The sequence below is a fragment of the Actinomadura sp. RB99 genome, from assembly GCF_014706005.1.
GTDB lineage: Bacteria > Actinomycetota > Actinomycetes > Streptosporangiales > Streptosporangiaceae > Spirillospora.
Genome location: NZ_JABMCA010000029.1, coordinates 67,310 through 82,828 on the forward strand (window position 1 = coordinate 67,310; position 15,519 = coordinate 82,828).

Below are 15,519 nucleotides of genomic sequence, written 5' to 3' on the forward strand. Positions count from 1 at the left end.
CCGTGACGGCCCCTATCAGCGTGACTGACGCCACGTTCGCCGAGGAAGTCCTGAACAGCGACGTGCCGGTGCTCGTCGACTTCTGGGCGGACTGGTGCGGCCCGTGCCGCATGGTCGCCCCCGTCCTCGACCAGATCGCCGCCGAGCAGGACGGCAAGATCAAGATCGCCAAGCTGGACTACGACGCCAACCCGCAGACGCCGCAGAAGTACGGCGTGATGGGCCTGCCGACGCTGCTGCTCCTCAAGAACGGCGAGGTCGTCGAGCAGATCGTCGGCGCCAAGCCGAAGCGCGCCCTGCTCAAGGTCATCGAACCGCACCTGTGAGCGCGGTGAGCGCCTCCAGATAGGCGGCCCAGACCGGGCCGTGGTCGACCGGGCGGACGCCGGAGCGCAGGCGCTCCGGCTCCCCCGGCGCGTAGAACCGGGTGAGGGCCTCGGCCAGCGCGGGCACGTCGCCGGGCGGGCAGATCAGGCCGTCCACGCCGTCGCGGACCTGCTCGGCGAACCCGCCGACGTCCGTGGCGATCACCGGGAGGCCGTGCTCGTAGGCCATCCACACGTTCTGCGAGGCGGTGGCCGTCCGGTACGGCAGGACGAGCGCGTCGGCGGCGGCGAACAGGCCGGGGACGTCCGCGGCGGGCACGTAGCCGGGACGCAGGTCCACCCGGGACGCCAGGTCGAGCGACCGGATCAGCTCGCGGGTCTCGTCCAGGCCGCCCCAGAACTCGCCCGCGACGGTCAGCCCGACGTCGCCGGGGCCTTCGGCGAGCGCGCGCAGCAGGACGTCCAGGCCCTTGTAGGGGCGGACGATCCCCCAGAACAGCAGGCGCCTGCGCACCTTGCCGTCCGGAGCGGGCGCGCCGCCGGACGCGGGCAGGTGGGCGGGCATCTCCGCGACGCGGACGGGACGCGGCGTCAGCCCCCGCGCCAGCTCCGCCTGCGCCTCCGAGTGGACGAGGACGCCGTCGGCCTTGCGGAGCAGCCGCCGCATCAGCGGTTCGTCGTAGCGCTTGCGCTCGTGCGGCAGGACGTTGTGGCACAGCGCCACGACGGGCGTCCGGCGCTTGAGTCCGGCGAGGATGCCCAGGTAGGACGGCACCTGGACGGGGCTCAGCACAGCGAGCACGACCAGGTCGTACTCTCGCAGCGCCTTGCCGGTGCGGTACCAGCCGTCCGGGCGGCGCCAGTCGAGGTGGTGCCGGGTGCCGGGGAACGGCTCGCCCTCCGGCTCGGAGATCGTCTGCTGCCCCGGGTACAGGAAGCCGGGGTACTGGGCGCGCCACGACTCGATGGCGACGTCGTGCCCGGCGGCGGCCAGGCGCCGCGCCAGCTCGGTGGTGTGGTGGGCGCCGCCCCCCTTGTACGGGAAGGCGGGGCCGACGACGGCGATCCGCACTAGACGTCGCCGCGCGATCGGACGATCAGGTCGGCCAGCAGCGCCAGCGACGCGATGATCAGCCCCGTCACGAAGATCATGATGGTGTTGTTGGCGAAGTAGCCGATGTGCACCACCATGTCGAACACGCCCTTGAGCAGCCCGATCCCGATCAGCCAGAGGGCGAGCGGCATCAGCACCTTGAGCGGGTTGAAGTACATCACCATCCGCAGCACCTGCAGGATGTAGCGGTAGGCGTCCTTGGTGAAGTGGAACTTGGACTTGCCGGCCCGCTTGGCGTACTCGATCGGCATGTAGTGCACGGGGTGCTGGTTCGACAGGAACGCGATCGTGATCGTGGTGACGCAGGAGAACCCGGGCGGCAGCAGCCGCAGGTAGGGCAGGGACACCTCGCGGCGGAACGCGCGCAGCCCGGAGTTCAGGTCGGGGATCCTGGAGTTGGTGAGCCGCTCGGCGACCTTGCGGATGAACCACTTCGCGGGGACGCGCAGGAGCTTGTGCGTGCCCTCCTCGGTGGTGCGGGCGCCGACGACCTGGTCGACGGACGGGTCGGTGTCGAGGATGTCGACGAGGTCGGGGATCCGCTCGTTCGGGTACGACATGTCGGCGTCGGTCCACACCACGATGTCGCCGCGGGCCTGCTGGGAGCCGATCCGCCGGACCGTCCCGGACCCGCTGTTGTGCTGGAACGCCATGACCCGCATGTGCGGGAAGCGGGGCGCCGCCTCCTCCAGCCGGGCGAGGGTCTCGTCGGTGGAGCAGTCGTCGACCGCCAGCAGCTCGTAGCTCTTGCCGCTGTTGTCCATGGCCTTCGTGATGCGCTCGACCTCGTCGATCACGTGGTCCTGCTCGTTGTAGCAGGGCAGGACGATGGTCACGTGGACGGGCGGCGCCGTGTCGGGATCGGCGGCGGGTTCGGCGGCGGGGGCCGTGGCCGGCACCGCGGCCGGCTCGCTCGCGGGGGCGGTGTCCACGGGGGCGGCGTCGCTCACGGGGTCGCTCACGGTTTCGGCCGGCTCGGCGCCTTCGGGCGCGGGCCGCTGCGCGGGCTCGGCGGGCTGGGTACTCACGCACCGCGAGAATACTCGCAACGGCGCACCCCGGCCGACTCACCGGCGGACACGGCGCGTGAACAGCGGGTGGCGGCGCCCCGGGGAGGGGCGCGTCAGGGGGCCGTCGGCTCGGCGATCCACACGTCGATGGCGAGGCCCCAGGACCCGCCCGGCGGCTCGTCGAGCGTGCGCCCGTCCTGCCGGGAGCGCAGCCGCATGATCTGGCGGGGGCGGCCGTACGGCGCCACCTGCTCGGGCTTGGACCCCATGACCACCGGGCGCCGTCCGGCGTCGCCGATCTTCCCGATGACGCGGCGGACGTCGGGCGGCGCGGCGAACGTGGCGGCCCGCGCGGCGGGCACCCCGCACATCCCGCGCAGGACCTGGAGGAAGCGGTCGGCGGTGCCGACCTCGACGACCACGACGGAGCGACCCGGGCCGATCCGGTCGCACATCGCGTCGACGGCGCCGACCTCCTTCTGGTCGGTCCGTCCCACCATGTACGCGGCGGACGTGATGACGATCGGCACCAGCATCAGCAGGACGCCCGTGACGGCCGTCACCCGCACGGCCTTCCGCGAGTAGCCGAGCCGCCGCAGCCGCTTGGTGATCCACGCCGCCGCGAACACCGTGAACAGGAGCAGCCCGGGGATGACCAGGCCGATCAGCCGGCGGGACGCCCATGGGTGGTCCGGGGTGATGCCGGGCCTGATCAGCACCTGGACGGTCGTCCACACGATCACCGCGTAGGGCAGCAGCCATTCCGGCGACTGGCGGCGCATGAGCCGCCGCACGAGCAGCGCGGCGCCGAACGTGGCGAGCAGCAGCGCGGGGATGCCGATGTACCAGACGACCCAGTACAGCGACAGCTCCGAGTACTGCCGGGTGCCGTCCAGCGGCAGGTGGTCGAGCTTCTGGACGGCCTCGATGAACTGGGCGTTCAGCCGGTCGTCGGTGTTGGTCGGGACGCGGCGCACGGTCTGCACCAGCGGCCGGACGGCGAACGCGACCATCACCAGCACGGTGAGGATCGCGGCGGCGCCGGGCAGCCGGCCGCGCCCGAGCGCCGCCCCGGCCGCCCGCAGCCGGCGGCCCGTCACGTTCCAGCGGAGCGCGACGGCCAGCAGCGCGGTGCCGGCCACGATCGCGCCGGAGATCATCAGCAGCGGGTTCAGCGAGGCGTGCAGGTAGTCCAGGTAGGGGCGGGACTTCAGGTAGCCCTCGACGAGCCCGGCGGCGGCGCCGAGCGCGAGCCCGCCGGCGAGGGCGTAGCCGCTGCGGCGCCGGCGCGCGACGAGGAGCCCCGCGTACACCACGGCGGGCAGGATGTCGCGGATCCCGTCGATCCGGACGAGCACGATCAGCCCGAGCGCGAGGCCGCCGAGGAACGCCTTCGCCATGGCCGCGCGGGGCCGCTCCGTGCGGGCGTCGTGCAGCAGCGAAAGCCCGCCGAGCAGCAGGATCAGCGCCGGCGGCTCGCTGAAGGTGGACCGCGACACCCACAGCATCGGCAGGGTCAGCGCCAGCAGCAGTGCCGCGGCGGGCGCCCAGCGCGGGCCGACGAGCCGCGCGGCGAGGCCGCCGAACGCCAGCACGCTGCAGGCGCCGAGCAGCGGCGCCATCAGCAGCATCCCGTGCGTGCCGCCCGCCCAGCCGCCGAGCGCGAGGATCATCGGCAGGCCCGCCATGAACTGCGGGACGACCGAGCCGCCGTGCTCGTAGAAGGCGGGGCTGTCGAAGCGCAGCGCGGGGTCGCCGCCGCCGAAGGCCCAGAGCATCCGCGGGATCGGCAGCGAGCCGTGGTCCTGGAGCCAGGTCGCGAACTGCACGTAGGAGGCGGGGTCGCGGCGGACGATGATCTGTTCGGAGGACATCAGCGCCTCGAACACCAGGAACGCGACGGCGACCGCGATCACGCCGGCCGCCGACCACCACGGGGCGGGGCCGAGCGGGCCCTCTGCGGCCTGTTCGGCGGCCGGGTCGCGGGGCCGCCGCCGGAGGCCGAGCCAGAGCGCCGCCGCGGCGACCGGCACCCACAGCAGGATCGCCGGTCCCGGCCGGAACACCCCGCCCATCAGCAGCGGAAGGCCCACCACGAGCAATGCCGCGACGAGCAGCGCCGGCGCCACGGTGATCCGGGCGAGCAGCCGACCCGCGTTCATGAACCCGCCCCGTGCTCGTCCGATCCGTGGTCATTCATCGGTGCGGAGCGTAGCGGGAACGGCCGGTCTGCGAGTCCCGGCCGGTCACGGGGCTCTACGCTCGCCCCATGAGCCACCGCGAACCCGCCGTGCCCGGACCCGCCGAACTGCTGCGGCGTCGGCTGGCCGACGACCCGTCCCGCCCGCTCGTCACCTACTACGACGACGCGAAGGGCGAGCGCGTCGAGCTGTCCGCGCGGACGTTCGACAACTGGGTGGCCAAGACCGCGAACTTCCTGGTGGACGGGCTGGCGGCGGAGCCGGGCGGGCGTGTCGTGCTGGCGCTGCCGCCGCACTGGCAGACCGCCGTGTGGCTGATGGCCTGCTGGTCGGCGGGGCTCGTGGCCGAGCCGGTCGACCCGGCGACGGTGCTGGAGCGCGACGCGGCGGGGGCCGAACCGCTGGAGGCGTCCGGGCCGTACATCCTGGCGGCGGCCGAGGAGGTGCTGGACGTGGTGCTGGCGGACCCGCGTGTGGACGGCGAGGCGGAGGAGATCGTCGGGCTCTCGCTGCACCCGCTCGGCGGGCCGCTGGGGGACTGCCCGGTCGGCGTCACCGACTACGCGGCCGAGGTCCGGTCGTACGGCGACCGGTTCGCGCCGGGCCCCGAGGTGACCCCCGGACTGCCCGCGCTGGATGTGACAAAGACCACATTGACGGGTGCGGAGCTGGTGGCGGCGGCGCGCGCGGCCGCCGCGAAATGGGAGCTGGACGCGTCCTCGCGCGTGCTGGTCGACATGCCGTTCACCACCCTCGACGGGGTTATGGCGGGCCTGGTCGCACCACTAGCCTCAGGTGCTTCCGTCATAATCCAACGAAACTTTGACAAAGCCGCCCTAGATCGACGCTTGACCTTGGAGCATGTGACGGCGGTGGCCGGACTGCCCGGATGGAACGACGCATCCGGGTCCGTCCGCCGGCTCGGCTGACCTACGCTCTCTTTGCCCGCGCTTTGTCAACCGAGCCACGGCCAGCCCCGTCACAGCAGTACCGGACAGTTCCAGCAGAACAGACCGTTCGAGCAGAGCAGACCAAGCCGACCGACCCCCTGAAAGCGGGCCGCGCCCCCCGGACACGGAGCCGATGAACAGCAACCCGATGTACATGGAGTACGTCGACGACGCCGATCCGCAGCCGGCGCCGCGTCGACGCGGCTGGCGCATCCTCGGCTGGGTGTGCGTCGGACTGTCGGCGGTCATGGTGGCCGGCTCCCTCACGGCGTACGGCCTGTACCGCAGCGCGATGGGCAACATCAACCACGAGGACGTCAACTCGGCGATCGGCCCCAACCGGCCGAAGAAGCTGAACAGCGCGATGAACATCCTGCTGCTGGGGTCCGACACCCGCGCGGGCGCCAACGCCAGCTACGGCCGGTCGATGAAGAACGACCCGCCGCGCTCGGACACGATGATCCTCCTCCACCTGTCCCCCGGCGGCAGCCAGGCGATGGGCATCAGCTTCCCGCGCGACCTGATCGTGCACATCCCGCCGTGCAAGACCCACGCCGGCGGCATGTCGCCCGACCAGCCGAAGGCGCAGATCAACTCCGCCTTCACCATCGGCGGCGCCGCCTGCGTCATGAAGACGATCGAGGGCCTGTCCGACATCCGCATCGACCACTTCATGCAGGTCGACTTCACCGGGTTCAAGGCCATCACCAGCGCGGTCGGCGGCGTCCCGGTCTGCCTGCCGAAGGACGTGAACGACCCCAAGTCCAAGCTGCACCTGACCCGCGGCAGGCACGTCATCAAGGGCTCCACCGCGCTCGCCTACGTGCGCGTCCGGCACGGCCTCGGCGACGGCTCCGACCTCGACCGCATCAAGCGGCAGCAGAAGTTCATGGGCGCGCTGGCGAACAAGGCCATGAGCGCCGGGGTGCTGAGCAACCCGACCAAGCTGATCCCGCTGATGAACGCGGCGACCAAGTCGCTCACCACCGACAAGGAGCTGACCTCGCAGGTCATGCTCAAGATCGCCCAGGGCATGCAGGGCATGACCTCGGGCAAGCTGCGCTTCGTCACCGCGCCCAACGGCCCCGACCCGTCCGACCCGAACCGGGTCGTGCTCAACTCCGCCGCACAGCCGTTCTTCGCCGCGATCCGCAACGACAAGACGGTGCCGACGGAGAGCAAGTCGGCCGCCCCCAAGATCCAGCCCGACCAGGTGCGGGTGCGCGTCTACAACGGCAGCGGCATCGCCGGGCAGGCCAGCCGCGTCGCCTCCGACCTGGAGGCCCAGGGCTTCCAGGTGACGGTCGGCGGCAACGCCGCCAAGACGAGCGCCACCAAGGTGCTGTACGGTTCCGGGGCGGACCAGCAGGCTCAGACGCTCACCGCGCTGATCCCGAGCAACCCCGCCCCGGCGGCACGGACCACCGGCGGCACGCCCGGCGTGGTCGACCTGGTCGTCGGCTCGAACTGGACGGCCCTCAAGAACGCCAAGGGGGGCATCCCCAAGCAGCAGGGCGAGATCCGCGCCAACGACGACATCTGCAAGGGGGCTTGAACCGGCCGGCCATGACGTACACCAGCAGGCCCTCGGAGGCCGAGACGGGACCGCACGGCGCCGCCTGGACGGCGGCCGACCAGCGAACACCGGACGATCAGCGCGCGCCGGCCGTCCCCGACCCCCGTCCCGACCCGGCGGCGCCCGCCGCCCCGGGCGGCGAGCGCCAGGCGGCCGGGCCGGTCCGGATCTCCTCGCCGCCGAAGCCGCGCAAGGAGCGGGACCCGTACTTCGACAACGCGAAGTACTTCGCGATCCTGCTGGTGGTGTCGGGCCACTCGATCGCCAACCTGCAGAACGTCCCGATGGCCAAGGGCCTGTACATCTTCATCTACATGTTCCACATGCCGCTGTTCATCGTGATCACCGGCTACTTCTCGCGGAACTGGACGTTCTCCCCGGGCAAGGCCCGCAAGCTCATCACCAACGTCGGCGTCCCGTACGTGGTGTTCGAGGTCGCGTACTCGCTGTACGACTGGCTGGCGGGCCGCCACGACCTGGAGATCAGCCTGCTGAGCCCGTACTACCTGACGTGGTTCCTGTGCGCGCTGTTCCTGTGGCGGCTGTCCACCCCGGTGTGGCAGCAGATCCGGTGGCCGCTGGCCGTCGCGATGGGGTTCGCCCTGCTGTCGTACATGAGCGACCTCGGCAGCACCTTCGACATCCACCGGGTGTTCGGGCTGCTGCCGTTCTACGTCCTCGGGCTGAAGCTCAGGCCCGAGCACTTCGAACTGCTGAAGAAGCCGATCGCGCGCCCCATCGGGGCGGTCGTGCTCGTCATCGGGCTGGCGTGCTCCTACCTGGTGATGAAGCACATGTCGGTCAGCTGGATCTTCTGGAAGGACCCGCACTTCAAGCTGGGCGTCGGCGACTTCAAGGGCACCCTGATGCGGCTGGCGATGTTCGCGTCCGCCACCGTGCTGGTCGCCGCGTTCCTGACGCTCATTCCGCGCAAGCGGTACTGGTTCACCGCGCTGGGCTCGACGACGCTGTACTGCTACCTGCTGCACGGCTTCGTCACCCGGCTGCTGAACTTCACCGGCTGGTGGGGCGCGGACTGGATGCACACGCCGGGCGGGGTCGTCGCGGTGATCTGCGGCGCCGTCGTCGTCGGGACGTTCCTGTGCTCTCCCCCGGTCCGCCGGACCATGAGCTGGGCGCTGGAGCCCAAGATGACCTGGGTGTTCACGCCGCTGCGCCGGCCGAGCCGGGGCTAGCCGGCGGCACGGAACCGGAACAATCTCCCATCCGGCCCCAGGGCCGCCGATCGCGGACTAGAGTCGCCCTGCCCGCACGTGAACGGTTGTCACGGACGAAATGAATCCTTCGGAGACATGACGGAAACCCTCCCCCAGCCGCGCCCCCCGGAGCCGGGCCGCCCCGCCGACCCCGGCCGCTCCCTGGAGCCGGGCCGCCCGCCGGAGCCCGGCCGGCCCCTCGACGGCGGGCCGGTGCCCGCTCCGCGGACGGCACCGGTGCCCCCCGCTCCGCGCCGCGAGCGCGACCCCTACTTCGACAACGTCAAGTTCTTCCTCATCCTCCTGGTCGTCGTCGGGCACGTCTGGGAGGTCCTCCGGAACGGCAGCCACGCGGTGGAGGCCGCCTACACCCTGGTGTACGGCTTCCACATGCCGGTGTTCGTGTTCGTCTCCGGTTACTTCGCCCGCGGGTTCATGCGGTCGACCGACAAATTCCGGGTTGTTTTCCCCACCTTGGTCGTTCCGTACGTGATCTTCGACGTGCTTTACCGGTTGCAGCTCGTCGCCATCCGGGGAAATGAATTCCGGCTGCACGAACTTTTCCGTCCGCAGTTCCTGATGTGGTTCCTCGTCGCGCTGGTGCTGTGGCGGCTGAGCGCCCCGCTGTGGGGGCACCTGCGCCATCCGGTGGCGGTGTCGGTGGCGCTGGCGCTGGTGGCGGGGAGCTGGAGCTTCAACAGCGACTCGACGCTGTGCCGGGCGGCGGCACTGCTGCCGTTCTTCGTCCTCGGCCTGACCATCAGGCCCGAGCTGGCGCAGGCCCCGCGCAGCCGCGGGTGGACGCGCTGGGCCGGGTTCGCCGTGCTGGCCGCCGCCCTGCCGGTCGCCTACGTGTGGGAGCGCGGGACCGTGCTGCCCAGGGTCGAGCGGGGCGTCCTGCTGTGGAACGAGGGCTACGAGCACATGCACTTCGGTGCGGTCGAGGGCATGGGGTACCGGCTGCTGGCCATGGCGATCGCCGCCGTCCTCGGCGTCGCGTTCCTCGCGGCCGTCCCGCGCGGGCGGGCCTGGTACACCGCGCTCGGGACCCGGACGATGTACGTCTACCTGCTGCACGGCCTCATCGTGAAGACGCTGGACTACGGCGGCGTCTTCGACGCGCGCTTCTTCGACACCCCGGCCGGGGCGGTCGCGGCGACGCTGGGGGCGCTCGCCGTCGGCGTGCTGCTCGGGACCGCGCCGGTGCAGCGGCTCACCCATTGGGCGATCGAGCCGAAGGGCCGATGGCTACTCAAGCCCTCTCATGGCAGGACATAAGATTTACCTGCCGGATGCGGGTATGATCCAGATTCACCGAGTAGTTGATTGGCGTTCGTGTGAGCAGTGAATACGACATCTCCCTGAGCATCATCGTGCCCGTGCACAAAGTGCAGGGGTACCTGCGGCAGTGCCTGGATTCGCTGCTCGTCCCGGACGTGCCGAATCTGGAGATCATCGGGATCGACGACGCCTCGCCGGACGCCTGCGGGGAGATCCTCGACGAGTACGCCGAGCGCGACTCGCGGCTGAAGGTGCGCCATCTGACCGAGAACGTCGGGCTCGGCGAGGCCCGCAACGTCGGGCTGGACATGGCGACCGGCGACTACGTCTGGTTCTTCGACAGCGACGACTACGCCACCGAGGGCGCCGTCAAGGCGATCTGCGAGCGGCTCGCCGAGACCCGGCCCGACGTGCTGATGTTCGACTACGCGCGGTCCTACTGGAACGGGCGGGTCAAGCGGAGCATCATCAACCACCTGTTCCGCGAGCCGCCCGCGCCGGAGGTGTTCACGCTCGCCGACCGGCCGAGCCTGCTGGAGATGTTCACCTCGATCTGGAACCGGGCGATCCGCCGCGAGTTCATGATCGAGCACGGGCTGCGCTTCAACAGCGGCTACTACGAGGACGTCAGCATCACCTACCCCGTCCTCATGGCCGCCGAGCGGGTCAGCTTCCTCGACCGGGTCTGCTACATCTACCGGCAGCGCCGCAGCGGCGCGATCACCAAGACGGCCAGCGACAAGCACTTCGACGCCTTCGACCAGTACGACCGCATCTTCGCGTTCATGGACCACCTGGGCCCGAGGATGGACCGGTTCCGGCCGCTGATGTTCGACCGGACGATCTGGCACCTGCTGGTCATCCTGGAGCGCGCCGACCGCGTGTACCCCTCGGAGAAGCCGCGGTTCTTCGCCGAGATGACCAAGACCTACAACCGCTACAAGCCGCCGGGGCACGTCCCGCCGGACGACGAGCCGAACCTGGCCGAGAAGCACCGGGCGATCGAGCGCGGCGACTTCCGGGCCTGGGAGCGCCTCAACACCCCCGGGCTCACGACGAAGGCGAAGAAGAGCGGCCGCAAGGTCCGCAAGCTGCAGAAGCGCGGCGTCGTCCGCTCCAAGGAGCTCGCCAAGGAGCGGTACTACGCGATGCGGCGGCACCTGCCGATCGAGGAGAACCTCGCGGTGTTCGCCGCCTACTGGTACCGCGGGTACTCCTGCAACCCGGCCGCGATCTACGAGAAGGTCCGGGAGCTGGCGCCGCACATCCGCTGCGTGTGGATCGTGAAGCCGGGCGCGCGCAAGACCATGCCGGAGGGCGTCGAGTACGTGGTGGCCGGGTCGGCGGAGTACTACCGGACGATCGCCGCCGCGAAGTACTTCGTCAACAACGTCAACTTCCCCGACAACCTCGTCAAGCGGCCGGGGCAGGTGCACCTGGAGACCCAGCACGGCACGCCGCTGAAGAAGATGGGCCTCGACCAGATGGAGTACCCGGTCGGCGCCGCCGACATGGACTTCAAGGCGCTCATCGAGCGGTCCGACCGCTGGGACTTCCTGCTGTCCGCCAACCCGCTGATGAGCGAGGCGTGGGAGCGGGGCTTCCCCTGCAAGTACGAGCTGCTGGAGATCGGGTACCCGCGCAACGACCGGCTGGTGCGCGCGACGCCGGAGGAGCAGGCCCGGCTGCGCGACGAGCTCGGCGTCCCCGAGGGCAAGACGGCGATCCTGTACGCGCCGACGCACCGCGACTACCAGCGCCGCTACGCCCCGATGTTCGACATCGGCCGCGTGATGGAGCAGCTCGGCGACGACCACGTCCTGCTGCTGCGCGCGCACTACTACTACAAGCTCAAGAACATGGCGGCGGACCTCGGCTGGAACGAGGAGCAGGTCATCGACGTCTCCAAGCACCCCTCCGTCGAGGACCTGATGATCGCCTCGGACGCGCTGCTCACCGACTACTCGTCGGTCATGTTCGACTACGCCAACCTCGGCAAGCCGATCGTCATCTACGCCAACGACTGGGAGACCTACAAGCTCACCCGGGGCGTGAACTTCGACCTGACCGAGTTCCCGCCGGGCGTCGTCGCCTACGCGGAGTCCGAGCTCGTCGAGGCGTTCGCGTCCCGGGCGGCGTGGGGCGACGCGGCGGCGAAGAACCTGGAGGCGTTCCGGGCGCGGTTCTGCCCCTGGGACGACGGGCACGCGGCCGAGCGGGCGGTGCGCCGGGTGTTCCTCGGCGAGCAGCTTCCGCCGATGCCGTCCGCGGCGCCCTCCCCCGACGCCTCCGCGGGCGCCTCCTCCGCGGCGTCCGGCCCGGCGTAGCGGCGGCGCGCCGGGGCGCCGCACTCTTTTTCCTGACCGTCCGCGACCGGACCGCCGGCTCCGGCTCGCACAGCCCTCGAAGGAGTGGGCATGACCGCCCCCAGGATCAGTGTCATCGTGCTCTCGCACGGCGCGGGAGAGGACCTCGGCGACGCCCTGGACTCGCTCGCGGCCCAGACGTTCCGGGACCTGGAGGTCCTGGTCGTGGACGACGGCACGGGCACGGCCGCGCGGGCGGAGCTGCCCGACGACCGGTTCCGGATCGTCCGCAGCGGCGCGCCGAGCCGGGGCGCGGCCCGCAACCTGGGGGTGGCCGAGAGCCGCGGCGAGTTCCTGCTCTTCGCCGACCGCGGCGACCCGATGCCGCCGGAGGCGGTCGCCTCGCTGCTGACGGCGCTGGAGGCGTCCGGGGCGGAGTTCGCGACCGGGCCCGACGCGGCCCGCCGGTGGACGGGCCAGGTGTCGCAGTGGAAGGCGAGCGGCGACGCGCCGGCGCCCGGGAAGGCCACCGACCTGCACCGCAGCCCGGACCTGCTGAACCGCCGCCGGATCGTCGGGTCGCTGTTCCGCCGCTCGTTCTGGGACGCGGCGGGCCTGGAGTTCCCCGACCTCGGCCGCTACGACGACCTGCCGGTCGTGGTGCGGGCGGTGCACCTGGCGAAGTCCGTCGACATCGTGCCGGGCCCCGTCCTGCACCGCCGTGGACCGCGCCATCAGCCGACCACCGAGCCGCAGGACATCGCGGACGGCTTCGGCGCGGCGAACCTCGCGACGTCCTGGGTCGCCGAGCGCGGCGACGTCAAGGAGCTGCGGCGGCTGCAGCTCGCCCTCGTCACCACCGAGCTGAAGATGTTCCTGGACGCCCTGCCGGACCTGTCCGGCGAGGAGCGGGAGCAGGTCGTCGCGCAGGCGGCGGCGTACGCCAAGGGCGTGTCGCCGAAGGTGTTCGCCGAGGCGCCCGCGCTGACCCGGCTGAAGTGGCACCTCGCGTCCGAGGGCCACACGATGGAGCTGGTGAAGGTCGTCCGGTACGAGCGGGGGAAGTCCTCGCCGTCGATCGTCCGCGACCCGCTGCGCCGCTACGTCGTGTACCCGTACTGGAAGGACGCGAAGCTCGACGTCCCCCGCGACGTGTACCGGGCACGCGACGAGGTCAAGATGCGGGGCCGGGTGCACGCGGTGCGCTGGGAGGGCGACCGGCTGGTCGTCACCGGCGAGGCGTACATCAACTCGGTCAGCTCCCGCCGCCGCTGGACGTCGATCAAGGCGGTGACGCTGCGCAACGGCCGCCGCAAGATCCTCATGAAGGCGCGGCAGACCCCGAAGCCCGGCAAGGCGTCCGGCGGCTGGACCGGCTTCGAGTTCGCGCTGGACGCGGCGAAGCTGAAGGAGCGCGGCGGCTGGGCGGAGGGCACCTGGGAGGTGCACGCCTCGGTGCTGAACGCCGGCGTGTTCCGGCAGGGGCCGGTGCGCGGCGGCGGCTCGGGGACGGGCGCGCACCCGCCCTACCGGTACGTCGCCGACGACGTGCGCGTCGTCCCGAAGGTCGTGGACGGGTACCTCGTCGTGCAGGTGGAGCGGGTCCGGGAGCGCGCGACGGCGCTGCGCTGGGACGGCCCCGCGCTGCTCATCGAGGTCGAGGCGGACGGCGGCCCGCCCGCGGAGCTGGTGCTGACGCTCGGCGACGCGCGCGTCCCGGTGCCGGTGACGCAGCGGCCCGGCGGGTGGACGGCGCGCGTCGACCCGGACGCGCTGGACGTCGACATCGACCCCGACGCGATCGACGACACCCGCGACTGGACGCTGTCGGCCGACGGCCGGCCGCTCGTCCTCGCCGAGGGCGTGGAGGAGGCGCGGCGCACGTCCGGCGCGCTGGAGGTCAGCGCGGGCCACGGCCCCGGCGGGTACGTGCGGGTGCGGCGGGCGACGACGCGGCTGTCGGTGAGCGACTGCGTGTGGCGCCCCGACGGGACCCTGTCGCTGGCGGCGACGCACACGGCGCACACGGCCGGGCAGATCGTGGTGCGCGGCCGCGGGCGCCGCAAGGAGCACGCGTTCGACCTGGTCCCGGACGACTCGGGCACGCTGCGGGCCGAGGTGCCGGCGGCGGCGGTGCCGAGCGTCGCGGGGATCCTGCCGCTGCGGCCGGGCCGCTGGGACGTGCTGTTCCGGCCGCCGGGCGGGCGGGCCCTGACGGTCCGGCTGACGGACGCCGCGCAGCGCGCCCTGCCGGGGCCGCTGGAGGTGGCGCGCCGCGGCTACGCGCTGGAGACCAAGGACGGCCGGCTGGTCATCGCGGTCACCGGCGACGTGTCCGGCGAGGAGAAGAGCGCGGGCCCGAAGTACCGGGAGGAGGCGCGCCGCAGGGTGGCCCGGGAGGGGCTGCGCGACGCGGTGCTGTTCTCCTGCTTCAACGGGCGGCAGTTCTCCGACAGCCCGAAGGCGATCCACCAGGAGCTGCTGCGGCGCGGCACCGACCTGGAGCAGCTGTGGGTGGTGAACGACGCGCAGGCCGAGCTTCCGGACACGCTGAAGGCCGTCCGGCTGAACGGCAAGGAGTGGCAGGAGGCGGTGACGACGTCCCGCTACATCGTCACCAACCACCGGCTCGGCGACTGGTTCCAGCGGCACCCCGACCAGGTGGTGCTGCAGACCTGGCACGGCACCCCGCTGAAGAAGATCGGCCGGGACGTCAAGGAGGTCCACTTCGCGTACGCGCCGGGGATGAAGTCGGCGCTGCAGAGCAAGGAGAAGAAGCCCGAGGGCCCGGCCGTCCCGGAGTGGAGCCACCTGCTGTCGCCGAACCCGTTCAGCACGGAGATCTTCCGCCGCGCGTTCGCGTTCAAGGGCGAGATGCTGGAGGTCGGGTACCCGCGGAACGACCTGCTGTACAGCCCGGAGGCGGACGCGGTCGCGAGGTCGGTCCGGGCGCGGCTCGGCATCCCGGAGGGCAAGCGGGTCGTGCTGTACGCGCCGACGTGGCGCGACGACCAGTACTACAGCCGCGGCCGGTACAAGCACGACATGCGCCTCGACCTGGACCGCGCGCGCGCCGCGCTGGGCGACGACCACGTCCTGCTGGTCCGGCTGCACTCCAACGTGGTGGACGGCATCACCGAGGACGAGCACGGCTTCGTCCGGGACGTGTCGCTGTACCCGGACATCACCGAGCTGTACCTGATCTCCGACATGATGATCAGCGACTACTCGTCGGTGATGTTCGACTACGCCAACACCGGCCGGCCGATGCTGTTCTTCACCTACGACCTGGCCGACTACCGGGACCGGCTGCGCGGCTTCTACTTCGACTTCGAGGCGGAGGCGCCGGGGCCGCTGGTGGAGACCTCCGACGACCTGATCGACGCGATCCGCGACGTGGAGGCGGCGACGGCGGGGCACCAGGACCGGTACAAGGACTTCGTGGCGCGGTTCTGCCCGCTTGACGACGGGAAGGCCGCGGCGCGCACCGTGGACCGGGTGTTCCCGCCCCAAGGGTGATCAACTGTAGCCATCCGTG

General features: G+C 71.5%; 10 protein-coding genes. 7 read left to right on the forward strand and 3 right to left on the reverse strand.

The window, feature by feature from the left end; genetic code table 11:
- Positions 1-2: 2 nt before the first annotated feature.
- Positions 3-326, forward strand: coding sequence for a thioredoxin (gene trxA, locus amrb99_RS24890; RefSeq protein WP_190860182.1), 324 nt, complete (start codon positions 3-5; stop codon positions 324-326).
- Here trxA and amrb99_RS24895 read toward each other — a convergent pair.
- The 3 genes from amrb99_RS24895 to amrb99_RS24905 all read right to left on the reverse strand — a co-directional run bounded on the left by amrb99_RS24895 (position 307) and on the right by amrb99_RS24905 (position 4,612).
- Positions 307-1,398: a glycosyltransferase gene (locus tag amrb99_RS24895; protein WP_190860185.1), complete on the reverse strand. Its 1,092-nt coding sequence runs from the start codon at positions 1,396-1,398 to the stop codon at positions 307-309. The two genes, trxA and amrb99_RS24895, sit on opposite strands and share 20 nt — an antisense overlap.
- Complete coding sequence (locus amrb99_RS24900; protein ID WP_190860268.1) at positions 1,398-2,339, reverse strand: glycosyltransferase; 942 nt, start codon at positions 2,337-2,339, stop codon at positions 1,398-1,400. Before amrb99_RS24900 ends, amrb99_RS24895 begins: the two co-directional genes overlap by 1 nt.
- A 224-nt stretch (positions 2,340-2,563) precedes the next feature.
- Entirely contained in the window at positions 2,564-4,612 is a 2,049-nt protein-coding gene (locus amrb99_RS24905) for a hypothetical protein (RefSeq protein ID WP_190860188.1), read from the reverse strand.
- Between the two features lie 107 nt (positions 4,613-4,719).
- Here amrb99_RS24905 and amrb99_RS24910 point away from each other — a divergent pair, with 107 nt between their 5' ends.
- The 6 genes from amrb99_RS24910 (at position 4,720) to amrb99_RS24935 (ending at position 15,500) form a co-directional block, all read left to right on the forward strand.
- On the forward strand, positions 4,720-5,580 hold the full coding sequence (locus tag amrb99_RS24910) for a TIGR03089 family protein (RefSeq protein ID WP_190860190.1): 861 nt from the start codon (positions 4,720-4,722) through the stop codon (positions 5,578-5,580).
- Positions 5,581-5,734: 154 nt separating this feature from the next.
- The gene (locus amrb99_RS24915) at positions 5,735-7,156 is read left to right on the forward strand and encodes an LCP family protein (protein ID WP_190860192.1); all 1,422 of its coding nucleotides are present in this window, start codon (positions 5,735-5,737) and stop codon (positions 7,154-7,156) included.
- A gap of 11 nt (positions 7,157-7,167) precedes the next feature.
- Complete coding sequence (locus amrb99_RS24920; RefSeq protein WP_190860194.1) at positions 7,168-8,373, forward strand: acyltransferase family protein; 1,206 nt, start codon at positions 7,168-7,170, stop codon at positions 8,371-8,373.
- A 117-nt stretch (positions 8,374-8,490) separates the two neighbouring features.
- Positions 8,491-9,672 carry an acyltransferase family protein gene (locus amrb99_RS24925; RefSeq protein WP_190860196.1) on the forward strand — a complete coding sequence of 394 codons (1,182 nt, stop codon included), beginning with the start codon at positions 8,491-8,493 and terminating at the stop codon, positions 9,670-9,672.
- A 95-nt stretch (positions 9,673-9,767) separates the two neighbouring features.
- Complete coding sequence (locus amrb99_RS24930; RefSeq protein WP_190860270.1) at positions 9,768-12,002, forward strand: CDP-glycerol glycerophosphotransferase family protein; 2,235 nt, start codon at positions 9,768-9,770, stop codon at positions 12,000-12,002.
- A 90-nt stretch (positions 12,003-12,092) separates the two neighbouring features.
- A complete protein-coding gene (locus amrb99_RS24935; protein WP_190860198.1) occupies positions 12,093-15,500 on the forward strand; it encodes a bifunctional glycosyltransferase family 2 protein/CDP-glycerol:glycerophosphate glycerophosphotransferase in 3,408 nt (1,135 codons plus the stop codon).
- Positions 15,501-15,519 lie beyond the last annotated feature (19 nt).